Origin of the sequence: Streptomyces sp. NPDC093094, assembly GCF_044754345.1 — a bacterium.
In the GTDB taxonomy this organism is placed as follows: Bacteria; Actinomycetota; Actinomycetes; order Streptomycetales; family Streptomycetaceae; genus Streptomyces.
Window position 1 is genome coordinate 83078 of record NZ_JBIVOX010000025.1, and the last position, 22358, is coordinate 105435.

A 22358-nucleotide genomic window follows, 5' to 3' on the forward strand; every position below is an offset into this window, starting at 1 on the left:
AGAGAATGCCGATGACCGAGCAGGCCACCGGGGCCCACCATCCGCAGCCGCGGCCCCGATCCGGAGGACACCAGTCCGCCCCCGAGCACGTCACGGGCGCGCAGTCCCTCATCCGCTCTCTCGAGGAGGTCGGGGCCGACACGGTGTTCGGCATTCCCGGCGGTGCGATCCTTCCTGCGTACGACCCGCTGATGGACTCCCGGCGCGTCCGTCACGTCCTGGTGCGCCACGAGCAGGGTGCCGGCCACGCGGCCACCGGCTACGCGCAGGCCACCGGCAAGGTCGGCGTCTGCATGGCCACCTCCGGCCCCGGCGCCACCAACCTGGTGACCCCGATCGCCGACGCCCACATGGACTCCGTGCCGCTGGTCGCGATCACCGGTCAGGTCGCCTCCAAGGCGATCGGCACGGACGCCTTCCAGGAGGCGGACATCGTCGGCATCACGATGCCGATCACCAAGCACAACTTCCTGGTCACCCGGGCCGAGGAGATCCCGCGGGTGATCGCGCAGGCGTTCCACATCGCCTCCACCGGCCGCCCGGGCCCGGTCCTGGTCGACATCGCCAAGGACGCCCTGCAGGCGAAGACCACCTTCTCCTGGCCGCCCACCATGGACCTGCCCGGCTACCGCCCGGTGACCAAGCCGCACGCCAAGCAGATCCGCGAGGCCGCCAAGCTGATCACCGGCGCCAAGCGGCCCGTCCTCTACGTCGGCGGCGGCGTCCTCAAGGCGCAGGCCACCGCCGAGCTGAAGGTCCTCGCCGAGCTGACCGGCGCGCCCGTCACCACCACCCTGATGGCGCTCGGCGCGTTCCCCGACAGCCACCCGCTGCACGTGGGCATGCCGGGCATGCACGGCTCGGTCGCCGCCGTCACGGCGCTGCAGAAGGCCGACCTGATCGTCGCGCTCGGCGCCCGCTTCGACGACCGCGTCACCGGCAAGCTGGACAGCTTCGCCCCGTACGCCAAGATCGTCCACGCGGACATCGACCCCGCCGAGATCGGCAAGAACCGCGCCGCCGACGTGCCGATCGTGGGCGACGCCCGCGAGGTCATCGCCGATCTGATCCAGGCCGTCCAGAAGGAGCACAGCGAGGGCCACCAGGGCGACTACAGCGCCTGGTGGAAGGACCTCAGCCGCTGGCGCGACACCTACCCGCTCGGCTACGACCAGCCCGAGGACGGCTCGCTGTCCCCGCAGCAGGTCATCGAGCGCATCGGCCGGCTCGCCCCCGAGGGCACGATCTTCGCGGCGGGCGTCGGCCAGCACCAGATGTGGGCCGCGCACTTCATCCAGTACGAGAAGCCCGCCACCTGGCTGAACTCCGGCGGCGCCGGAACCATGGGCTACGCCGTCCCGGCCGCCATGGGCGCCAAGGCCGGCGCGCCCGACAGGGCCGTCTGGGCGATCGACGGCGACGGCTGCTTCCAGATGACCAACCAGGAACTGACCACCTGCGCCCTGAACAACATCCCGATCAAGGTCGCCGTCATCAACAACGGCGCCCTCGGGATGGTCCGCCAGTGGCAGACGCTGTTCTACAACCAGCGGTACTCCAACACCGTCCTGCACTCCGGCCCGGACGACGTCAACCCGCAGGCCCGCGGCACCCGCGTCCCCGACTTCGTGAAGCTGTCGGAGGCCATGGGCTGCCACGCCATCCGCTGCGAGTCGCCCGACGACCTCGACAAGGCCATCGAGGAGGCGAACTCCGTCAACGACCGTCCGGTCGTCATCGACTTCATCGTCCACGAGGACGCCATGGTGTGGCCGATGGTCGCCGCCGGCACCTCCAACGACGAGATCATGGCCGCTCGGGACGTCCGCCCCGACTTCGGCGACAACGAAGACGACTGAGAGAGAGCCGAGTTCAGAACATGTCCAAGCACACGCTCTCCGTCCTGGTGGAGAACACGCCGGGCATCCTGGCCAGGATCGCCGCCCTGTTCTCCCGCCGCGGCTTCAACATCGACTCGCTCGCGGTCGGTGTCACCGAGCACCCCGACATCTCCCGCATCACCATCGTGGTGAACGTCGAGGACCTGCCGCTGGAGCAGGTGACCAAGCAGCTCAACAAGCTCGTCAACGTGCTGAAGATCGTCGAGCTGGAGCCCGGGCAGGCCGTCGCCCGTGAACTCGTCCTGGTGAAGGTGCGCGCCGACAACGAGACGCGCTCCCAGATCGTCGAGATCGTCCAGCTGTTCCGCGCCAAGACCGTCGACGTCTCCCCGGAGGCCGTCACGATCGAGGCCACCGGTTCCAGTGACAAGCTGGAGGCCATGCTGAAGATGCTGGAGCCGTTCGGCATCAAGGAACTGGTCCAGTCCGGCACGATCGCGATCGGCCGTGGCGCCCGTTCGATCACGGACCGGTCGCTGCGCGCTCTCGACCGGTCGGCGTAGGACCCGCGTACGGGTGGTCGGCGCGCCGCCGCCCGCCCGTATGCCGAGACCCCCAGACTTCCCTTCCCGCCACCGTCATACGGTGGGACGCAACACCGCACTCCTGAGGAGAGAACCCAAAGTGGCCGAGCTGTTCTACGACGCCGACGCCGACCTGTCCATCATCCAGGGCCGCAAGGTCGCGGTCATCGGGTACGGCTCCCAGGGCCACGCCCACGCCCTGTCGCTGCGCGACTCCGGTGTCGACGTGCGGGTCGGTCTGCACGAGGGCTCCAAGTCCAAGGCCAAGGCCGAGGAGCAGGGCCTGCGCGTGGTGACCCCGGCCGAGGCCGCCGCCGAGGCCGACGTCATCATGATCCTCATCCCGGACCCGATCCAGGCCAAGGTCTACGAGGAGTCCGTCGCCCCGAACCTGAAGGACGGCGACGCGCTGTTCTTCGCGCACGGCTTCAACATCCGCTTCGGCTTCATCAAGGCCCCGGCCGGCGTGGACGTCGCCCTGGTCGCCCCGAAGGGCCCGGGCCACCTGGTGCGCCGCCAGTACGAGGAGGGCCGCGGCGTCCCCGCGATCGCCGCGGTCGAGCAGGACGCCACCGGCAACGCCTTCGCGCTGGCCCTGTCGTACGCCAAGGCCATCGGCGGCACCCGCGCCGGTGTCATCAAGACCACCTTCACCGAGGAGACCGAGACCGACCTGTTCGGTGAGCAGGCCGTTCTCTGCGGTGGCACCGCGGCCCTGGTCAAGGCGGGCTTCGAGACCCTGGTCGAGGCCGGCTACCAGCCGGAGATCGCCTACTTCGAGTGCCTGCACGAGCTGAAGCTGATCGTCGACCTGATGTACGAGGGCGGCCTGGAGAAGATGCGCTGGTCCGTCTCCGAGACGGCCGAGTGGGGCGACTACGTCACCGGCCCGCGCATCATCACCGACGCCACCAAGGCCGAGATGAAGCAGGTCCTCGCGGAGATCCAGGACGGCACCTTCGCCCGGAACTGGATGGACGAGTACCACGGCGGCCTGAAGAAGTACAACGAGTACAAGGACCAGGACTCCGAGCACCTGCTGGAGACCACCGGCAAGCAGCTGCGCAAGCTGATGAGCTGGGTGAACGAGGAGGCGTGAGCCTCATGACGGCGGGGCCGGGGCGGATCGCTCCGGCCCCGTTGTCCAACCCGTCCAGCCACGGACGGGTGATCCTTCCGCAGAGGCGAAGAACGCACTTCGCGGCGCCACTACACTGCTGCACAACATACGCGTCAGGCCCACAGCGTCGTGCGTCTTCCACGCGGCTAGCCCCCTCCTCCGCCTGCGGCCGTCGGGACGGCCGTCCGCATGCTTTGGACTTGTGAGGACTCACGTGAGCTCGAAACCTGTCGTACTCATCGCTGAAGAGCTGTCGCCCGCGACCGTGGACGCGCTTGGCCCGGACTTCGAGATCCGCCACTGCAACGGCGCCGACCGCGCCGAACTGCTGCCGGCCATCGCCGACGTCGACGCGATCCTGATCCGCTCGGCCACCAAGGTCGACGCCGAGGCCATCGCCGCCGCGAACAAGCTGAAGGTCGTCGCACGAGCCGGCGTCGGCCTGGACAACGTGGACGTCTCCGCCGCCACCAAGGCCGGCGTGATGGTCGTCAACGCCCCCACCTCCAACATCGTGACCGCCGCCGAGCTGGCCTGCGGTCTCCTCGTCGCCACCGCCCGCCACATCCCGCAGGCCAATGCCGCGCTGAAGAACGGCGAGTGGAAGCGCAGCAAGTACACGGGTGTGGAGCTCGCCGAGAAGACCCTCGGTGTCGTCGGCCTCGGCCGGATCGGTGCCCTCGTCGCGCAGCGCATGTCCGCCTTCGGGATGAAGGTCGTCGCCTACGACCCCTACATCCAGCCGGCCCGCGCCGCACAGATGGGTGTGAAGGTCCTGACGCTGGACGAGCTGCTGGAGGTCTCCGACTTCATCACCGTCCACCTGCCCAAGACCCCCGAGACGGTCGGTCTGATCGGCGACGAGGCGCTGCGCAAGGTCAAGCCGAGTGTGCGCATCGTCAACGCCGCGCGCGGCGGGATCGTGGACGAGGCGGCGCTGTACTCCGCCCTGAAGGAGGGCCGCGTCGCCGGCGCCGGCCTCGACGTGTACGCGAAGGAGCCTTGCACGGACTCCCCGCTGTTCGAGTTCGACCAGGTCGTCGCCACCCCGCACCTCGGCGCCTCCACCGACGAGGCGCAGGAGAAGGCCGGTATCGCCGTCGCCCGCTCGGTGCGTCTCGCGCTCGCCGGTGAGCTGGTCCCGGACGCGGTGAACGTCCAGGGCGGTGTCATCGCCGAGGACGTCAAGCCGGGTCTGCCGCTCGCCGAGCGCCTCGGCCGTATCTTCACCGCGCTCGCCGGTGAGGTGGCTGTCCGCCTCGACGTGGAGGTCTACGGCGAGATCACCCAGTACGACGTGAAGGTGCTGGAGCTCTCCGCGCTCAAGGGTGTCTTCGAGGACGTCGTCGACGAGACGGTCTCCTACGTCAACGCCCCGCTGTTCGCGCAGGAGCGCGGTGTCGAGGTGCGCCTGACGACCAGCTCGGAGTCCCCGGACCACCGCAACGTGGTGACCGTGCGCGGCACCCTGGGCACCGGCGAGGAGATCTCGGTCTCCGGCACCCTGGCCGGACCGAAGCACCTGCAGAAGATCGTCGCCGTCGGCGACTACGACGTGGACCTCGCGCTCGCCGACCACATGGTCGTCCTGCGCTACGAGGACCGTCCGGGCGTCGTCGGCACCGTGGGCCGCATCCTCGGCGAGGCCGGCATCAACATCGCCGGTATGCAGGTCGCGCGTGCGGCGGTGGGCGGCGAGGCCCTCGCCGTGCTGACCGTCGACGACACCGTGCCCGCCGGTGTGCTGACCGAGCTGGCCGGCGAGATCGGCGCGACGTCGGCGCGGTCGGTGAACCTGACCTGAGGCCGGGGCGCACACCGCCACGCACAGCACGCCGAAGGGGCCGATCCACCGGATCGGCCCCTTCGGCGTGCTCCCCCCGCTCAGACCGCCGCCGGCTTCGCCGCCTGCTCCGGTTCCGGTTCCGGGGTCTGCTCCCGCACCTGGATGCCGCGCAGGCCCAGCGCGGCCAGCGCCGCCGCCGCGAGGAGCAGGACCGCTCCGACGACCGCCGCCGTCTGCATCCCGTGGGTGAACGCCTCGCGTGCCGCCGTCGCCAGTGCCTCGCCCGTGCGGCCCGGCATCTGCCGGGCCACGGCCAGCGCACCGCCGAGCGTCTCCCGGGCGGGCTCCGGAGCGGAGCCCGGCATGTCGGAGCGGTAGACGGCCGTGCCGATGGAGCCGAGCGCCGCCATGCTCAGGGCGCCGCCGAACTCGGTGCCCGTCTCCATCAGCGAGGAGGCCGCGCCCGCCTTCTCCACGGGGGCCGTGCTCAGCGCGAGGTCGGCCAGCTGGGACATCACCGCGACGATTCCGCTGGCCAGCACCCCGCAGGCGGCGAGCAGCAGCCACATGGCGTCCGTGCCGGTCAGGGAGAGCATCAGATAGCCGGACGCGGCGACCGTGAAGCCCCCGGCGACGACATGGCCCCGCGGCACACCCCGCTGCACGAGTCCCGCGCTCACCGGTGCCGCGAGCCCGATGGGGACCGACGGCAGCAGGCTCCACAGCGCCGCCTCCAGGGCGCTCTTGTCGAGGACGGACTGGAGGTACTGCGTGGTGAAGTACGCCGAGCCCATCAGCCCGAAGGCGGACACGAGGTTGAGGGCGACCGCAGGGGTGAAGCCGTGGCCCCGGAACAGGGCCGGCGAGATCAGCGGCGAGGCGGCGGTGCGCTGGCGCTGGAAGAAGAACACCGCGAAGAGCAGACCGACGGTGACGGCGACGACGTGGCGCACGTTCCAGCCCTCGGCCGCGATCTCCTTCAGGCCGTAGATCACGGGCAGCACCGCCGCCATGGACAGCGGCACGCTCAGCAGGTCGAACCGGCCCGGCGCGGGGTTCTTCGACTCCGGCAGCAGGAAGGGGCCGACGAGCAGCAGCAGGACCATCGCGGGCAGGTTGACCAGGAAGACCGAGCCCCACCAGAAGTGCTCGACGAGGACACCGCTCATCACCGAGCCGAGCGCGATGCCGCCGGTCATCACGCCGGACCACAGGCCGATGGCCTTGGTGCGCTGGGCCGGATCGGTGAACATCGTGCGCACCAGCGCCATGGTCGACGGCATCAGGGTCGCGCCGCCGATGCCGAGCACCGCGCGGGCCGCGATCAGGGTCTCGGCGCTGTCGGCGTAGGCCGCGACCAGGGACGCGGTGCCGAACGCGGCCGCGCCGATCAGCAGCAGCCGGCGGCGGCCGATGCGGTCGCCGAGGGAGCCCATCGTCATCAGCAGGCCCGCCAGGACGAAGCCGTAGATGTCGAAGATCCACAGCTGCTGGGTGCCGCTGGGCTCCAGGTCCGCGCTGATCGACGGGATCGCGAAGTACAGGACGGAGACGTCCATCGAGACCAGCAGCAGCGGCAGCATCAGCACGCCGAGGGCGGTCCATTCGCGGCGCCCGGCGCGGGCGGGCTGTGAGGTGGTGGCGCTCGTCGGGTTCGTCATGCCGAGGAATGTACAGCTGTATTAAACGGCTGTCTAGAACGGATGTATAAGTCATCCGTATGGGACGCCTGTATGGATCGGGCGTTAGGCTGACGGGCATGGGACACCGTGAGGATCTGCTGGAAGGCGCCAAGCGCTGCCTGCTGGCGAAGGGGTTCGCGCGCACCACGGCGCGCGACATCGTCAAGGAGTCGGGGACCAACCTCGCCTCCATCGGCTACCACTACGGCTCGAAGGACGCGCTGCTCGCCCAGGCGTACGTCGAGCTGGTGGAGGGCATGTCCGTCGCCTTCGACGGAGGCGTGATCGAGGTCCGGGGTGCACCGGGGTCCATGGAGAGGTTCCAGGAGGTGTGGACGAACATCATCGCCACCATGCGGGACTCGGGCTCGATGTGGCGGCTCAGCGTGGAGATCGTCGCCATGGGCGACCAGCTTCCCGAGCTGCGCGAGCATCTGGCCCGGGCGCAGCGGGAGGCCGCGCGCGGCATCGTCGCCCTGTTCACGGGTGTGCCCGAGGAGGAGGTCACGGACGAGACCGTGGACACCACGGGCTACTTCTACCTGACCCTGATGATGGGCCTGCTGATGCAGTGGACCTTCGACCCCAAGAGCGCCCCCGAGGCCGGCCAGCTCACCGAGGGCCTGCGCCGCGTCGCCGAGGGCTTCCGGCCCGCGTGACGCGTGTCCCCCGCGGCCGTGTCCCCCGCGGCCGTGTCCCCCGCGGCCGTGTCCCCCGCGGCCGTGTCCCCTACAGCCGTGCCGCCTTCAGCGCCATGTGCAGCAGCAGCCGGTCCTCGCCGTCGTCGAGGTCCAGGCCGGTGAGCTGCTCGACGCGGGACAGACGGTAGTACAGGGTCTGGCGGTGGATGCCCAGGGCGGCGGCGGTGCGGCCGGCCTGGCCCGCGTGGTCGAGGTAGACCTCCGCCGTCCGGGCGAGCTCGCGCTGGGCGGGGGAGAGCAGCGGGGCCACGGCCGGATCGTGCCCGGCCTCGGCGGAGAGCGAGGTCAGCAGCCGGTACGGGCCGATGCGGGACCACTCGGCGACCGGGCCGAGACCGGGCTCGGCGAGCACGGCCCGGGCCGCCGCCGACGCCTGCCGCCAGGACGTGCCCAGGTCGGCGAGCCCGGGGCGGACCTCGCCCACACCGGCCGCGCCGGCGCCCTCCCGCAGCAGCCGCGAGGCGGCCGTCAGCGCCGGAGCGCGGACGTCCGCCGAGCGCAGCCGCACCAGCATCGCCAGGCAGTGCCCCTGTGCGCCCCACGGAACCGTGCACAGGGCCGTCGCGTGCGGCACCGTACGGGCCGACGGCGCGTCGTCGGGGTCGGCCGACGGCCAGGGCGCGACGCACACCACCGTGTGCGGGCCCTCCCCGCGCGGCCCCAGCGCCGTCCGCAGCGCCGCCACGGCCATGTCCTGCTGCCAGCCCCGCTCGGCGGTCAGCACCGCGCGGAACTCACGGGTCAGATCGGCGCCGTGCTGTGCCTCGTCCGCGAGGAGCGCGCCGATCCGGCCGGTCACCTCCATCGCCGCCGCCAGCCGGTCCCCGCCGGGGCCCGGTTCGTCCTCCAGCAGCCACACGTAACCGAGCACGACGCCCCGGTGGCGCACCGGCAGACAGACCCGGCCGCGGTACACGCCCGCCTCCGGGGTGGGCGGGATGTGCACCGGGCCGGTCGCCCGGGTGATCCCGAAGCCCTCGAACCAGGCGCGCACCGCCGGGGTGGAGCGGCGGGTGAGGATCGAGCGGGCGCGCACCGGGTCCAGCGCGGACGCGTCCAGTTCGTCCTCGCTGTCGTACGCCCCGAACGCGAGCAGCTCGAAGTCGCGGTTCTCCAGCGTCGCGGGCGCGCCCAGGAGCTCGGAGATCTCGTCGACCAGCTCCTGGTAGTCGCCTCTGTGTTCCGGCGTCACCCGGGCATTCTGCCCCATGTCCGAAGGTCCTTCATACATATGTCTGAGAACCGTGGCACGGATGCGTGACAGCTGTCGATGGCACAGGATCGGAGGGATCCTTAGGTTTCACGGTGGTTCTCCGTGCCGTACCCGACTCGCAGGGTTCCGGCCTGTTTCACCCGTTCTGTGGAGGTTCCCCGTGCTGGGTCCCGTGATTCTCGCCGCGTCGCGCAGCGACCGGATGCGACGCCTGATCTCGGCGGCCCCGGTCACCAAGCAGGTCGTCGACCGGTTCATCCCCGGTGAGACCGTGGCCGACATCGTCCCGATCGTCGGGGAGCTGACCGGCAAGGGTCTCGAACTGACCATGGACGTCGTCGGCGAGGACATCACCACCCCGGAGCAGGCCACCGCCGCCCGGGACGCCTACCTGGAGCTGATCGAGCACCTGAAGGACCTGGGCCTCGGCGAGCGCGTCGAGATGTCGGTGAAGCTGTCGATGTTCGGGCAGGCCCTTCCCGGCGGTCACGAACTGGCCCTCGCCAACGTCCGCCCGGTCGTCGAGGCCGCCGCCGCGATCGGCACCACGGTCACCCTGGACGCCGAGGACCACACCACCCTCGACTCGATGTTCGCCATCCACGACGAACTGCGCAAGGACTTCCCGCAGACCGGCTGCGTCATCCAGGCGTACCTCTTCCGCACCGAGGCCGATGCCCGCCGCCTCGCCGCGAACGGCAGCCGCGTGCGCATCGTGAAGGGCGCCTACAAGGAGCCCGCCGAGGTCGCGTACCAGCAGAAGCAGGAGATCGACAAGGCGTACGTGCGCATCCTGAAGACGCTGATGGAGGGCGAGGGCTACCCGATGATCGGGTCCCACGACCCGCGCCTGATCTCCATCGGCCAGGAGCTCGCCCGCCAGGCCGGCCGCAAGCTCGACGAGTACGAGTTCCAGATGCTGTACGGCATCCGCAGCGACGAGCACCTGCGTCTGGCCGCCGAGGGCCACCGCATGCGCGTCTACACCGCCTACGGCACCGACTGGTACGGCTACTTCATGCGCCGCCTCGCGGAGAAGCCGGCCAACCTGCGCTTCTTCGTCCGCAGCATGATCACCAAGGGCTGAACCACACCGCTCAACCAAGGAGTTACGGAACACATGGACGCTGTGACCCAGGTCCCCACCCCCGTCAACGAGCCGGTGCACGGCTACGCCCCGGGCTCGCCCGAGCGCGTCCGTCTGGAGGCCAAGCTCAAGGAGCTGGCCGAGAACCCGATCGACCTGCCGATGACCATCGGCGGCGAGAAGCGGATGGGCGGCGGCGAGGTCTTCCAGGTCGTGCAGCCGCACAACCACAAGGCCGTCCTCGGTACCTACCGCAACGCCACGCAGGCGGACGCGCAGGACGCGATCGACGCGGCCCTCGCCGCCGCCCCGGCCTGGCGCGCGATGTCCTTCGACGACCGCGCGGCGATCATCCTGCGCGCCGCCGAGCTGCTGGCGGGCCCCTGGCGCGAGACGCTGGCCGCCTCCACCATGCTGGGCCAGTCCAAGACCGCGCAGCAGGCCGAGATCGACACTCCCTGCGAGCTCGTCGACTTCTGGCGCTTCAACGTGGCCTACGCCCGCCAGATCCTGGCCGAGCAGCCCCCGGCGAACTCCCCGGGCGTGTGGAACCGGCTGGACCACCGCCCGCTGGAGGGCTTCGTCTACGCGATCACGCCGTTCAACTTCACGGCCATCGCGGGCAACCTGCCGACCGCCCCGGCCCTGATGGGCAACGTGGTCGTCTGGAAGCCGTCCCCGACCCAGACCCACGCCGCCGTGCTGCTGATGCAGCTGCTGGAGGAGGCGGGCCTGCCCAAGGGCGTCATCAACCTCGTCACCGGCGACGGCATCGAGGTCTCCGAGGTCGCGCTGGAGCACCGGGACCTCGCGGGCATCCACTTCACCGGCTCGACCAAGACCTTCCAGTACCTGTGGAAGACGGTCGGCACCAACATCGAGAAGTACCGCTCCTACCCGCGTCTGGTCGGTGAGACCGGCGGCAAGGACTTCGTCGTCGCCCACCCGTCGGCCGACCGCGCCGTGCTCAAGACCGCGCTGACCCGCGGCGCCTTCGAGTACCAGGGCCAGAAGTGCTCGGCGACCTCCCGCGCCTACATCCCGGCGTCCATCTGGAACGACGGCTTCAAGGAGGAGTTCGCGGCCGAGGTCGACTACCTCACCATGGGTGACGTCACCGACCTGTCGAACTTCATCGGCGCCGTCATCGACGAGCGTGCCTTCGCCAAGAACAAGGCCGCCATCGAGCGCGCCAAGTCCGACCCGGCCTGCACGATCGTCGCGGGCGGCTCCTACGACGACTCGGTGGGCTGGTTCGTGCGCCCGACCGTCATCGAGTGCACCGACCCGGAGAACGAGGTCTTCACGACCGAGTACTTCGGCCCGGTCCTCGCCGTCCACGTCTACGAGGACGACAAGTACGACGAGATGCTGACCCAGATGGAGTCGGTGTCGGACTACGCCCTCACCGGCTCGGTCGTCTCCGGCGACCGCGCGGCGGCCGCGTACACGATGGAGAAGCTGCGCTACGCCGCGGGCAACTTCTACATCAACGACAAGTCCACCGGCGCCGTCGTCGGCCAGCAGCCCTTCGGCGGCGGCCGTGCCTCCGGCACCAACGACAAGGCCGGCGCCCCGCAGAACCTGATGCGCTGGACGCTGACCCGCGCCATCAAGGAGACGCTGGTCGCGCCGACCGACTACACCTACCCGCACATGGGCTGACACCCCCCGCGACGGGCTCCTGCCCGTCCCCGAACCCCGCCCCCGTCCCGGATCCCCCCTCCGGGCCGGGGGCGGTGTCGTGCCCGGGCCGGGAACGGGGGCGGGCCGACGGGCGCAGGGCCGCTGCCGCGGCCGGGCCGCCGGAAGGAAGAAGTGCTTCGCCGTCGCCCGCCCCTCAGCCGGGCATCTCCGTGCGCTCCCACCATTCGTAGACGGGGAGCCTGCCCGCCGGGGTGTCCGTCCCGCGCGAGGTCGGCCGGAAGTGCTCGTAGCCGTTGCGGAGCTCGATCTTCACATCGGGGCCTGGGGTCGGGACCGGGACGATCCGCTCGGGGAGATCGTCCGGGCCGCCTTCGAGAAACACCTTCTCCGTGTCGTTCATGACCTCACGTGTTCCCCTGACGGCGGCAGCAGGTGAGGCCCCGCCCGGATGATCAGCCGTGTGGGCGATCCCTGTCCGGGTTCAGGCCGGGGCCGGGCCGGCCCCGCGGGCCTCACCCCTCCACGGTCCGGCCGAGGAAGTCCCGCATCAGGCCGGCTATCTGCGCCGCGTGCGTCTCCAGGGCGAAGTGGCCGGTGGGGAGCAGGTGGATCTCCGCCTTCGGCAGGTCCCGCAGGAAGGCGACGGCGCCGGCCGGGACGAAGACCTGGTCGTGGCCGCCCCACACCGCGAGCAGCGGGACCTGGCTCTCGCGGAAGTAGGCGTGGAAGGCCGGGTACAGAGCGAAGTTCGAGCCGTAGTCGGAGATCAGGTCGAGCTGGATCTCGGCCTGGCCGGGGCGTGACACCTCGGCCGCGTCCCGCTCGTAGGCGTCCGGGCTGACCAGGTCGTGCTGATCCTCCGGAACGCCGTGCAGGTATTGCCACTTGATGCCGTCGAGGGTGTAGATCTCCCGCACCGCCGCCTCCGTCTCCGGCGTCCGCCCGGCGATCAGCGCCAGCACCGGCGCCCATGCCTCGGCGCCGAGGCCGTCCTCGTAGGCGTTGCCGTTCTGCGTGACGATCGCGGTGATCCGGTCCGGGTGGGCCAGGGCGAGGCGCAGGCCGATCGGGGCGCCGTAGTCCTGGATGTACAGGGCGTACCGCTTCAGGCCCAGCTGCTCGGTGAACTCACCGGTGATCTCCGCGAGTTCGTCGAAGGTGTAGCGGAACTCCGCGGCGGCCGGCGTCGCCGAGCGGCCGAAGCCGACGTGGTCGGGGGCGATCACCCGGTAGCGGTCCGCGAGCAGGGGGATCAGGTCCCGGAACATGTGCGAGCTGCTGGGGAAGCCGTGCAGCAGCAGCAGCGCCGGCGCGTCCTCGGGTCCGGCCTCGCGGTAGAAGACCTCGTGGCCCCGGACGGTGACGGTGCGGTGGTGAACCCGGTGAGTGGTCATGACGGAATCATGGCGCGCGATGATCTAACCAGTCAAGAGATTTTTGAAGGTTAGATACGCGACGGGTCGACGCCGGGGCGCGGCGCGTCCGACAATGCCGGTGTGACCCTGCGCATCGCACACACGTCCGCACTCGAACCCGTCGAACTCCGCACCGTGCGCGCCCTGTTGCACGACGCCTTCGACGGCGGCCTCGCCGAGGAGGACTGGGAGCACGCCCTGGGCGGCATGCACGCCCTCGTGCACGACGGCCGGGGTCTGGCCGCGCACGGCGCGGTGGTGATGCGCCGCGCCCGGCTGCACGGGCGCTGGCTGCGGGTCGGCTACGTCGAGGGGGTCGCCGTACGCCGGGACGTGCGCCGCACCGGGCTCGGCGGCCGGGTGATGGACGCGCTGGAGGGTGTGATCGCCCGCGCCTACGACCTGGGTGCCCTCTCCGCGAGCGACGAGGGCGCCCTGCTCTACGAGGCCCGCGGCTGGCACGCCTGGTCCGGCCCGCTCGGCGCCCTCGGCCCGGAGGGCGTGGTCCGCCTGCCCGACGAGGAGGGCTCCACCTATGTGTGGCCCGCGCCCGCCGCGGAGGCCGGCGCGGACACCCCTCTGCTCTTCGACTGGCGCGACGGCGACGTCCTGTGAGGAGGCGGCCGTCTCAGATAGTAGGAAGTCCGAGTAATTGTGGAGACAGAAGCGTGCCGCTCCCTTAGCTTTGTAGGAGCCGAACGTCTCGCTCGATCAAGCGAACGGCGGTCGTGAGCCGGGCCCGATGCAGGCAACCCCTGCGGCCAGAGCTCCCCGCCCCTTCCGGCGTCTCGTCACCCCCTGTTCCTCCGCACCTCTGTTCCGCTGCACTCCGGTGCACCCCGGTTCTCCGCACTCCGGTTCTCCGAAGGAGTCGATCCCTCATGGCCGAGACGACTGTCCGCCGCCGCGTCCGCCACGCCTCCCGTACGAGCGAGTCCGACCGCAAGCAGGCCGCCGCCGCCCTCCAGCGCGCCCTCGACCGCCGCGACAACGGCGGCTCGACCGGCCACTGAGCCCACCGCGGCACACTTCAGGACGCCGGGAGCCGCACCCGGGCGAGGTGCGGCGCGGACCGGAGCGACCTGCGGGACAGGTCCTCAGTGTCCGCGCCGCACCTCGAAATGGTCGATGCGCAGGCCCGTGTGCGTCCGCGCCGACACCTTCAGCCGGGGCGCCGGACCGCTCTCCGCCTCCACCGAGAGGAAGGAGAAGCCCCGGTGGCGCACCCGTGACCACTCCACGGTCTCCGGCTGGGGCTGCCTGGAGCGGGTCCAGTGGAACGTGTCCAGGGACTCGCTGTCGCGGACATGGCCCTCGTAGCTGTCCTCCGCCCCCACCGGGAAGCCGTACGGATCGCGGCCGCCTCCGCCGGCGGTGACGTACACCGTGCCGTCCCGCGACGGATCGGTGGAGCCGCCGATCGGCACGCGCCGGCCGACCTCGCCGTCCCTGATGGCGTCGGTGCGCTCGTACACATGGTTGTGCCCGTTGATCACCAGGTCCGCCTCGTACTGCGCGAACAGCGGCAGCCAGGCCGCGCGCACCCCGCCGTCGGAGGCGTGCGCGGACGTGGAGTAGGCGCAGTGGTGGAAGTGGACGACCACGAAGTCGACGTCCTCCGACTCCCGCAGCCCGCGCAGCGTCCGCTCCAGCCAGGCCGTCTGCCGGCCCTCGCTGTAGCCGAGGTTCGCCGGGATCTCGTACGACACGTCGTTGGCGTCCAGCGCCACGACGCCGACGTTGCCGTAGACGAAGGAGTAGACGCCCGGCGCCTGCCGCGGGTCGAATCCGCTGTCCGGCAGCGAGAAGCGGGCGAGCTGGCCGCCGTAGCCCTCGGGGGAGTACCAGGCTTCCATGTCGTGGTTGCCGGTCGTCACCATCCAGGGCACCGACCGGGCCACCGGTTCGTTCTGCTGGAAGAACCGGTCCCAGAACAGGGGGTCGTAGCCGTCCGCCGTGGTGCCCCGGCCGTTGGCGTTCGCGTAGCAGATGTCTCCCGCGTGCAGATGGAAGGCCGGCTGCGCGGCCAGCAGCTGCCGGTCGAGCGCCGCCGCCCCGTCGCCCACGCCCTGGTCGCCGAACGCCGTGAACACGAAGGACTCCCCCCGCGCGGGTGCCGTGCGGAAGGAGGCCACCGCGGCGAGCAGGCCCGGGTCGGCCGGGTCGAGGCCCTCGTGCCCGAGGCCGTAGTAGTACGTCGTGCCCGGCAGCAGGTTCTCCAGCGCCGCGTGCACGTAGTACTGCTCCACCTCCGGCCGTACGCCCGCCACGCCCGGGGTGTGCAGATTCCGCAGCTCGGCCTCGATCCGCTGGCCCAGCGCGTCGGGGCTCGCGCCGAGCCGGACGTAGGGCCTGTGCACCGCGGCCGGCACCTGCCAGGAGATCCGCATCGTGGTGCGCGGGTCCGCGCCGAAGGAGAGATGGCGGCCGAAGGGCGTCACCGCCGCGCCGGAAGCCGCCGACGTGGCGGGGGCGGGGGCGAGAGAGGCCGGGGTGGCCGTGGACGCCGGGCGGTCGGCCGCGGTGGCGGCCGTGCATCCGGTCAGCAGCCCGCTCGCCACCGCGCCCGCGGTCACCAGCGTGCGGCGCCGGGACAGCCTCGTCCGCAGGTACTCGTGCTGCTCCGCCATGTTCATCCCGCGGACGAGACGCTCGGGGATGCCGAAGTCGGGTGTCTCCATGCCATGGACACTTCCCGCAGTGCGCGACGGGGCTGCCACATACGGGTGAACGCCGCCCGACGAGAGGACATGCACCGCCGACCGGGTGTCCGGATGGCGGACAGCGCATGTCATTGCATGGGACGAGGAGTAGGGTTCCCCGCATGTCTCGCAGCATCGATCTCGCAGTGATCCCCGGTGACGGCATCGGCCAGGAGGTGGTGGCCGAGGGTCTGAAGGTCCTCTCCGCCGTCCTTCCCGAGGACGTCAAGCTGGAGACCGAGGACTATGACTTCGGCGCCCGGCGCTACCACGCCACCGGTGAGACCCTCACCGACGCCGACCTCGACGCCCTGAAGCGGCACGACGCGATCCTGCTCGGCGCGATCGGCGACCCCTCGGTGCCGTCCGGCGTCCTGGAGCGCGGCTTCCTGCTCAAGCTCCGCTTCGCCTTCGACCACCACGTCAACCTGCGGCCCTCCAAGCTGCTGCCCGGCGTCGCCACCCCGCTCGCCGGCCAGCCGGAGATCGACTTCGTCGTGGTCCGCGAGGGCACCGAGGGCCCGTACACCGGCAACGGCGGCACCATCCGCAAGGGCACCCCCCACGAGGTCGCCACCGAGGTCTCGGTGAACACGGCCTTCGGCGTGGAGCGTGTCGTGCGTGACGCCTTCGCCCGGGCCCAGGCCCGCCCGCGCAAGAAGCTGGCGCTGATCCACAAGAACAACGTGCTGACCTTCGCCGGTCACCTGTGGACGAACATCTTCAACAAGGTGGCCGAGGAGTTCCCCGAGGTCACCACCGAGTACATGCACGTCGACGCCGCGACCATCTATCTGGTCACCCAGCCGGAGCGGTTCGACGTCATCGTCACCGACAACCTCTTCGGCGACATCGTCACCGACCTCGCCGCGGCCGTCTCCGGCGGCATCGGCGTCGCGGCCTCCGGCAACATCAACCCCTCCGGCGAGTTCCCGTCGATGTTCGAGCCGGTCCACGGCTCGGCCCCGGACATCGCGGGCCAGGGCAAGGCCGACCCGACCGCCACGGTCCTGTCCGTCGCCCTTCTGCTGCGCCACCTCGGTCTCGACGCCGAGGCCGACCGCATCGAGGAGGCCGTCGCCGCCGACCTCGCCGAGCGCGTCGGCAAGCCGGCCCGCAGCACCACCGAGATCGGCGACGCGCTCGCCGTACGAGTAGCCGGCTGACCCGGGCACTCGATCCGCATCGAAGCCGCCGGGTCGCATTCCGCACCCGGCGGCTTTCGCATGCCCGCCGCCGGGTGACACCATCGAGCCCTGGACCGCACCCACGCCGTTTCCTTCCGCGGTGTCCCGCGCGCGATAATCGAACGCGGAGCCGTGGAACGAGGTAAAGCTCGGACGTCCTAGCACTGGCCGGAAACGGTCGTTGCACCGGCCGGACCGGCCGTTCGGGCGTGACCGCGGCCCGTCACTACAACCGGTGAAGGACAACCACTGATGACGACGCCCACGATCGAGCTGAAGCCCTCCGCCCACCCGCTGTCCACCGCGGAGCGCGAGGCGATCCTGGCCAACCCCGGGTTCGGCCGCCACTTCACCGACCACATGGTGACCATCAAGTGGACGGAGGGACGCGGCTGGCACGACGGTCAGCTCGTGCCCTACGCGCCGATCTCGCTCGACCCGGCCACGTCCGTCCTGCACTACGCGCAGGAGATCTTCGAGGGCCTCAAGGCGTACCGCCGTCCCGACGGCACCGTCGCCACCTTCCGCCCCGAGAAGAACGGTCTGCGCTTCCAGTCCTCCGCCCGCCGCCTGGGCATGCCCGAGCTGCCGGTCGAGACCTTCATCGAGGCGTGCGACGCGCTCGTGCGCCAGGACCAGGCATGGGTCCCGGCGCACGGCGGCGAGGAGTCCCTCTACCTCCGCCCGTTCATGATCGCGACCGAGGTCGGTCTCGGTGTGCGGCCCGCCAACGAGTACCTCTTCCTGGTGATCGCCTCCCCGGCCGGCGCGTACTTCCCCGGAGGGGTGAAGCCGGTCTCCATCTGGGTCTCCCAGGACCGCGTCCGCGCCGTCCCCGGCGGCATGGGCGACGCCAAGACCGGCGGCAACTACGCGGCCTCCCTGCTCGCCCAGGCCGAGGCCGCCGCCCAGGGCTGCGAGCAGGTCTGCTACCTCGACGCGGTCGAGCACACGTGGGTCGAGGAGCTGGGCGGGATGAACCTGTACTTCGTGTACGGGGACCGGATCGTCACGCCGAGCCTGACCGGCTCGATCCTGGAGGGCGTCACCCGTGACTCCCTGCTCACCGTGGCCCGTGACCTCGGCTACGAGGCGGAGGAGGGCCGGGTCTCCCTCGCCCAGTGGCGGACCGACAGCGAGAACGGCTCGCTCACCGAGGTGTTCGCCTGCGGTACGGCCGCCGTCATCACCCCGGTCGGCACGGTGAAGACCGACGGCGCCGAGTGGCGGCAGGGCGACGGCGAGCCCGGCGAGGTCACCATGCGGCTGCGCCGCGCCCTGCTCGACATCCAGCGCGGCACGGCCGAGGACAAGCACGGCTGGATGCACCAGCTCGGCTAGGGCCTGTCGTTCGGATCGGGCCGGCCACCGGGTGGCAGCACCTGGCCCCGGCCGGACTCTCAGACCCGGTTCTCCGCCAGGGCCGCCTCGGACGTCAGCTCCGTCGCGGCCCTGGTCCGTGTCCGGCCCCGGGTCAGCAGCATGTACACCAGCCCTCCGACCAGCCCCGACAGCAGGAAGCTGCAGTCCACCCCGCCGGTCAGCGCCAGCAGCGGACCCTCGTACGACGGCAGCGCCACCGCCAGGACGCCGACGAGGGCACCCAGCGCCCAGGACACGGCCGCGGCGATGTTCCAGCCGCCCCGGAACCAGTACACCCCGCCCCGGGAGCGGCGGTTGAAGACCTGGAGGGCGTCGGAGTCGTACACGCCCCGGCAGCGGACGAAACCGATCAGGGTGATGACCGCCCAGGGCGTGCCGATCGCGGTGAGCAGCAGCACGAAGGACGTCATCGCGGACTGCGTGTCGGAGAACCAGTGGCCGGCGAAGACCGAGGCGGTGGCGACCACGGCGACCACGCACGTGGCCCGGGCGCGCGACAATCTCGGCAGGATGGCGTCCAGGTCCAGGCCCATCGAGTAGAGCATCAGACCCGCGTTGCCCACCGACCCGGCCGACGCGGCGATCAGCAGCGGCAGCAGGTACCAGCCGGGCGCGGACGCGGCGAGCGGCCCGGCGTAGTCGAGGGCGGCGCGGGCGGCGTACGAGGTGAAGGTCCCGAACAGCTGTGGCACCAGCAGGCCCAGGAGCAGCCCCAGCCAGGTCGCGCGCAGCACCGTGCGCGAGGAGTGGCGGGCGGGGGAGATGTAGCGGGTGTAGTCGCCGAGCAGCGTGATGAAGGCGACGGGGCCCGACAGACCCGCGGCCACCGCGGCCAGCAGCCAGGTCGGCCAGAACCCGCCGAGCAGATGGCCGCCGGTCCCCTCCAGGGCGCCGGTGGTGAAGCCGGGGGCGTAGGCGACGACGCCCAGGAGCAGCAGGGCGGTCATGCCCACCGCGAGGATCCGGGACATCGCCAGCAGCACCCGGTAGCCGTACACCGCGCCCGCGACGGTCGCCGCGGCCAGCAGCCCGTAGACGACGGCGTACGACAGGTCGCCCGCGGGCAGGCCGGACATCCGGCCCAGCACCGCGACGGTCACGTCGCCGCCGATCCACACGGTCAGCGCGGTGTAGCCGAGGGCCAGCAGCAGGCCGACGACCGAGCCGACCAGCCGGCCGCGCACCCCGAACTGTGCGCCGGAGGAGGTCGACAGGTTGGTGGCGGTGCGCAGGGAGATCAGCGCGAGCGGCGCGGTGAAGGCCGTGCCGACCAGGGTGCCGACGAGGACCGAGCTGACGGAGGCCCACCAGCCGAGCCCGAAGGACGGCGGCAGCCAGCCGAAGACGATCACTCCCAGGCAGAGGTTCGACCCCAGCAGGATCGAGACGAGGTCACGCGGCCCGCTGGTGCGTTCCTCGTCGGGGATGGTGTCGACTCCGCGCTGTTCCATCGGCATGGCAGGTCTCCCTTGATCAGCCACCTTGGCTTTTAGAGCGACGTTCAATGTGGCTTCACCGAAGCTGGCACGTCAATGTTTCCGTCACGGGAATCTCATGTTTAGAGTGTTGTTCTAACTGTTGGAAGGCAAGGAGGTGCCCGCGTCATGAGACTGACCCCCACGGAACGTGACCGGCTGCTGCTCTTCGGGGCCGCCGAGCTGGCCCGTGCCCGCCGGGCCCGCGGCCTCAGGCTGAACGTGCCGGAGGCGACCGCCCTGATCGCGGACACCGTCTGCGAGGCCGCCCGCGACGGCAGGCGGCTGGCGGAGGCGATCGAGGCCGCCCGCTCCGTGCTCGGCCCCGACGACGTGCTGCCGGGCGTGGCCGACATCGTCACCGAGGTGCATGTCGAGGCCGTCTTCGACGACGGCTCCCGGCTCGCGGTGGTGAGCGACCCGATCGGCGCGGGCCTGGGCGAGCGGGCCCCCGGAGCCCTGCTGCCCGGCCCGGCGCACGCGGAGCCGGAGGCGGCCCTGCGGCTGACGGTCACCAACACCGCCGCGGTGCCCGTGTCGGTCACCTCGCACTTCCACTTCTTCGAGGCCAACCCGCGCCTGGACTTCCGCCGGGAGGACGCCTACGGCATGCGGCTCGCCGTCCCCGCCGGGTCGTCCGTGCGCTTCGGGCCCGGCGAGAGCGCCGAGGTGGGCCTGGTGCCGATCGGCGGCGCCCGCGTCGCCGTCGGCTTCGCCGGACTGGTCGACGGGCCGCTGGACGCGCCCGGCGCCCGGCAGGAGGCCCTGCGCAGGGCCGCCGCCTGCGGCTATCTGGGCGTCCCGGGCGAAGGGGCCGACCGATGAGCCGGCCCGGAGGGCACCCGGCCGAGGCCCGTCGGCTGACCCCCCACGAGTACGCCGCCACCCACGGGCCCCGGGCCGGCGACCGCATCCGCCTCGGCGACTCCGGTCTGACCGTCCGCGTCGAGGCCGACGCGCAGCGCCACGGCGACGAGTTCCTGGCCGGGTTCGGCAAGACCGCCCGCGACGGGCTGCATCTCAAGGCCGCCGCGGTCCGCGAGACCTGCGACGTCGTCGTCAGCAACGTCGTCGTGATCGACGCCGTCCAGGGCATCCGCAAGGTGTCCATCGGCATCCGCGAGGGCCGCATCCACGCGATCGGCCGGGCCGGCAACCCCGACACCCTCGACGGCGTCGACGTCGTCGTCGGCACCGGCACCTCCATCGTGTCCGGCGAGGGCCTGATCGCCACGGCCGGGGCCGTCGACACCCATGTCCATCTGCTGTCCCCGCGCATCCTGGAGGCATCGCTCGCCTCCGGCGTCACCACCGTCATCGGCCAGGAGTTCGGCCCGGTGTGGGGCGTCGGCGTCAACTCGCCCTGGGCGCTGCGGCACGCGTTCAACGCCTTCGACGCCTGGCCGGTCAACGTCGGCTTCCTGGGCCGGGGTTCGTCCTCGCACGGCGCCCCGCTGGTCGAGGCCCTCGCCGAGGGCGGCGCGAGCGGCTTCAAGGTCCACGAGGACATGGGCGCCCACACCCGCGCCCTGGACACCGCCCTGCGGGTCGCCGAGGAGCACGACGTCCAGGTCGCCCTGCACAGCGACGGCCTGAACGAGTGCCTGTCCGTCGAGGACACCCTGCGCGTCCTCGAAGGCCGCACCATCCACGCCTTCCACATCGAGGGCTGCGGCGGCGGACACGTCCCGAACGTGCTGAAGATGGCGGGCGTCCCGAACGTCATCGGCTCCTCCACCAACCCCACCCTGCCCTTCGGCCGGGACGCCGTCGCCGAGCACTACGGCATGATCGTCTCCGTCCACGACCTGAAGACGGACCTGCCCGGCGACGCCGCCATGGCCCGCGACCGCATCCGCGCCGGGACCATGGGCGCCGAGGACGTGCTGCACGACCTGGGCGCGATCGGCATCACCTCCTCCGACGCGCAGGGCATGGGCCGCGCGGGCGAGACCGTCCGCCGTACGTTCGCCATGGCCGGCAAGATGAAGGCCGAGCTGGGTGCTCCCGGGGACCACGACAACGAGCGCGTGCTGCGCTACATGGCCAAGCTGACCATCAACCCGGCCGTCGCCCACGGCCTCGCGCACGAGGTCGGCTCGATCGAGGTCGGCAAGCTCGCCGACATCGTGCTGTGGCGGCCCGAGTGGTTCGGCGCCAAGCCGCAGCTCGTCCTCAAGGCCGGTTTCCCCGCCTTCGGCGTGACCGGCGATCCCAACGCGGCCACCGACACCTGCGAACCCCTCGTGCTGGGGCCGCTGTTCGGCGCGCACGGGGCCACCCCCGCCGACCTGTCGGTCGCCTTCGTCGCCCGCGCCGCCCTCGACCAGGGCCACGACACCATGCCGACCCGCCGCCGCAGGGTCGCCGTGCGCGGCACGCGCGGCATCGGGCCGGCGGACCTGCGCCTGAACTCCCGCATCGGAGAGGTCGACGTGGACCGGCGCACCGGACTGGTGACGCTGGACGGGGAGCCGCTGCGCTCGCAGCCGGCCGACACCGTCGCCCTCAATCGCCTCTACTTCCTCTAGGACC

The 22358-nt window shown here is 71.4% G+C and carries 19 protein-coding genes; 13 read left to right on the forward strand and 6 right to left on the reverse strand.

Features of this window, described 5'->3' with window-relative positions; genetic code table 11:
- Positions 1 to 5: 5 nt before the first annotated feature.
- The 4 genes from ACIQGV_RS35345 (at position 6) to serA (ending at position 5349) form a co-directional block, all read left to right on the forward strand.
- Positions 6 to 1859, forward strand: a complete 1854-nt coding sequence (locus ACIQGV_RS35345; RefSeq protein WP_402502471.1) for an acetolactate synthase large subunit — start codon at positions 6 to 8, stop codon at positions 1857 to 1859.
- A 20-nt stretch (positions 1860 to 1879) separates the two neighbouring features.
- Positions 1880 to 2404 (forward strand): acetolactate synthase small subunit, encoded by a 525-nt coding sequence (gene ilvN / locus ACIQGV_RS35350; RefSeq protein ID WP_402502475.1) that lies wholly within the window; start codon positions 1880 to 1882, stop codon positions 2402 to 2404.
- A gap of 121 nt (positions 2405 to 2525) precedes the next feature.
- Entirely contained in the window at positions 2526 to 3524 is a 999-nt protein-coding gene (ilvC, locus tag ACIQGV_RS35355) for a ketol-acid reductoisomerase (protein ID WP_402502540.1), read from the forward strand.
- A 235-nt stretch (positions 3525 to 3759) separates the two neighbouring features.
- Positions 3760 to 5349: a phosphoglycerate dehydrogenase gene (serA, locus tag ACIQGV_RS35360; protein ID WP_402502478.1), complete on the forward strand. Its 1590-nt coding sequence runs from the start codon at positions 3760 to 3762 to the stop codon at positions 5347 to 5349.
- Between the two features lie 80 nt (positions 5350 to 5429).
- On the opposite strand, the gene ACIQGV_RS35365 is transcribed toward serA, so the two are convergent.
- Complete coding sequence (locus tag ACIQGV_RS35365) at positions 5430 to 6992, reverse strand: MFS transporter (RefSeq protein ID WP_402502481.1); 1563 nt, start codon at positions 6990 to 6992, stop codon at positions 5430 to 5432.
- A gap of 98 nt (positions 6993 to 7090) precedes the next feature.
- Here ACIQGV_RS35365 and ACIQGV_RS35370 point away from each other — a divergent pair, with 98 nt between their 5' ends.
- On the forward strand, positions 7091 to 7672 hold the full coding sequence (locus ACIQGV_RS35370) for a TetR/AcrR family transcriptional regulator (protein WP_402502483.1): 582 nt from the start codon (positions 7091 to 7093) through the stop codon (positions 7670 to 7672).
- A gap of 70 nt (positions 7673 to 7742) precedes the next feature.
- Here the strand turns inward: ACIQGV_RS35370 and ACIQGV_RS35375 are convergent, their stop codons facing one another.
- A complete protein-coding gene (locus ACIQGV_RS35375; RefSeq protein ID WP_402502485.1) occupies positions 7743 to 8924 on the reverse strand; it encodes a PucR family transcriptional regulator in 1182 nt (393 codons plus the stop codon).
- Positions 8925 to 9087: 163 nt separating this feature from the next.
- On the opposite strand from ACIQGV_RS35375, the gene ACIQGV_RS35380 reads away from it, so the two are divergent.
- Positions 9088 to 10014 carry a proline dehydrogenase family protein gene (locus ACIQGV_RS35380; RefSeq protein ID WP_402502488.1) on the forward strand — a complete coding sequence of 309 codons (927 nt, stop codon included), beginning with the start codon at positions 9088 to 9090 and terminating at the stop codon, positions 10012 to 10014.
- Positions 10015 to 10047: 33 nt separating this feature from the next.
- Complete coding sequence (pruA, locus tag ACIQGV_RS35385; RefSeq protein ID WP_402502490.1) at positions 10048 to 11679, forward strand: L-glutamate gamma-semialdehyde dehydrogenase; 1632 nt, start codon at positions 10048 to 10050, stop codon at positions 11677 to 11679.
- A 175-nt stretch (positions 11680 to 11854) separates the two neighbouring features.
- Here the strand turns inward: pruA and ACIQGV_RS35390 are convergent, their stop codons facing one another.
- Entirely contained in the window at positions 11855 to 12061 is a 207-nt protein-coding gene (locus ACIQGV_RS35390; protein ID WP_402502493.1) for a DUF5988 family protein, read from the reverse strand.
- A gap of 112 nt (positions 12062 to 12173) precedes the next feature.
- Complete coding sequence (locus ACIQGV_RS35395) at positions 12174 to 13055, reverse strand: alpha/beta fold hydrolase (protein WP_402502496.1); 882 nt, start codon at positions 13053 to 13055, stop codon at positions 12174 to 12176.
- A gap of 102 nt (positions 13056 to 13157) precedes the next feature.
- On the opposite strand from ACIQGV_RS35395, the gene ACIQGV_RS35400 reads away from it, so the two are divergent.
- Both ACIQGV_RS35400 and ACIQGV_RS35405 read left to right on the forward strand, forming a co-directional pair.
- The gene (locus tag ACIQGV_RS35400; RefSeq protein WP_402502499.1) at positions 13158 to 13691 is read left to right on the forward strand and encodes a GNAT family N-acetyltransferase; all 534 of its coding nucleotides are present in this window, start codon (positions 13158 to 13160) and stop codon (positions 13689 to 13691) included.
- A 266-nt stretch (positions 13692 to 13957) separates the two neighbouring features.
- A complete protein-coding gene (locus tag ACIQGV_RS35405; protein WP_402502501.1) occupies positions 13958 to 14089 on the forward strand; it encodes a hypothetical protein in 132 nt (43 codons plus the stop codon).
- Positions 14090 to 14173: 84 nt separating this feature from the next.
- Here ACIQGV_RS35405 and ACIQGV_RS35410 read toward each other — a convergent pair whose 3' ends face one another.
- On the reverse strand, positions 14174 to 15757 hold the full coding sequence (locus tag ACIQGV_RS35410) for a purple acid phosphatase family protein (protein WP_402502504.1): 1584 nt from the start codon (positions 15755 to 15757) through the stop codon (positions 14174 to 14176).
- Positions 15758 to 15900: 143 nt separating this feature from the next.
- Here ACIQGV_RS35410 and ACIQGV_RS35415 point away from each other — a divergent pair, with 143 nt between their 5' ends.
- Both ACIQGV_RS35415 and ACIQGV_RS35420 read left to right on the forward strand, forming a co-directional pair.
- Positions 15901 to 16944, forward strand: coding sequence for a 3-isopropylmalate dehydrogenase (locus ACIQGV_RS35415; protein ID WP_402502507.1), 1044 nt, complete (start codon positions 15901 to 15903; stop codon positions 16942 to 16944).
- Between the two features lie 273 nt (positions 16945 to 17217).
- Positions 17218 to 18306 carry a branched-chain amino acid aminotransferase gene (locus ACIQGV_RS35420; RefSeq protein WP_402502510.1) on the forward strand — a complete coding sequence of 363 codons (1089 nt, stop codon included), beginning with the start codon at positions 17218 to 17220 and terminating at the stop codon, positions 18304 to 18306.
- Positions 18307 to 18365: 59 nt separating this feature from the next.
- On the opposite strand, the gene ACIQGV_RS35425 is transcribed toward ACIQGV_RS35420, so the two are convergent.
- Positions 18366 to 19805 carry a cytosine permease gene (locus ACIQGV_RS35425; protein WP_402502512.1) on the reverse strand — a complete coding sequence of 480 codons (1440 nt, stop codon included), beginning with the start codon at positions 19803 to 19805 and terminating at the stop codon, positions 18366 to 18368.
- Positions 19806 to 19952: 147 nt separating this feature from the next.
- Here ACIQGV_RS35425 and ureA point away from each other — a divergent pair, with 147 nt between their 5' ends.
- Both ureA and ACIQGV_RS35435 read left to right on the forward strand, forming a co-directional pair.
- Positions 19953 to 20648 carry an urease subunit gamma gene (gene ureA / locus ACIQGV_RS35430; protein WP_402502514.1) on the forward strand — a complete coding sequence of 232 codons (696 nt, stop codon included), beginning with the start codon at positions 19953 to 19955 and terminating at the stop codon, positions 20646 to 20648.
- Positions 20645 to 22354 (forward strand): urease subunit alpha, encoded by a 1710-nt coding sequence (locus ACIQGV_RS35435; RefSeq protein ID WP_402502516.1) that lies wholly within the window; start codon positions 20645 to 20647, stop codon positions 22352 to 22354. The genes ureA and ACIQGV_RS35435 overlap by 4 nt, the downstream gene beginning before the upstream one ends.
- Positions 22355 to 22358 lie beyond the last annotated feature (4 nt).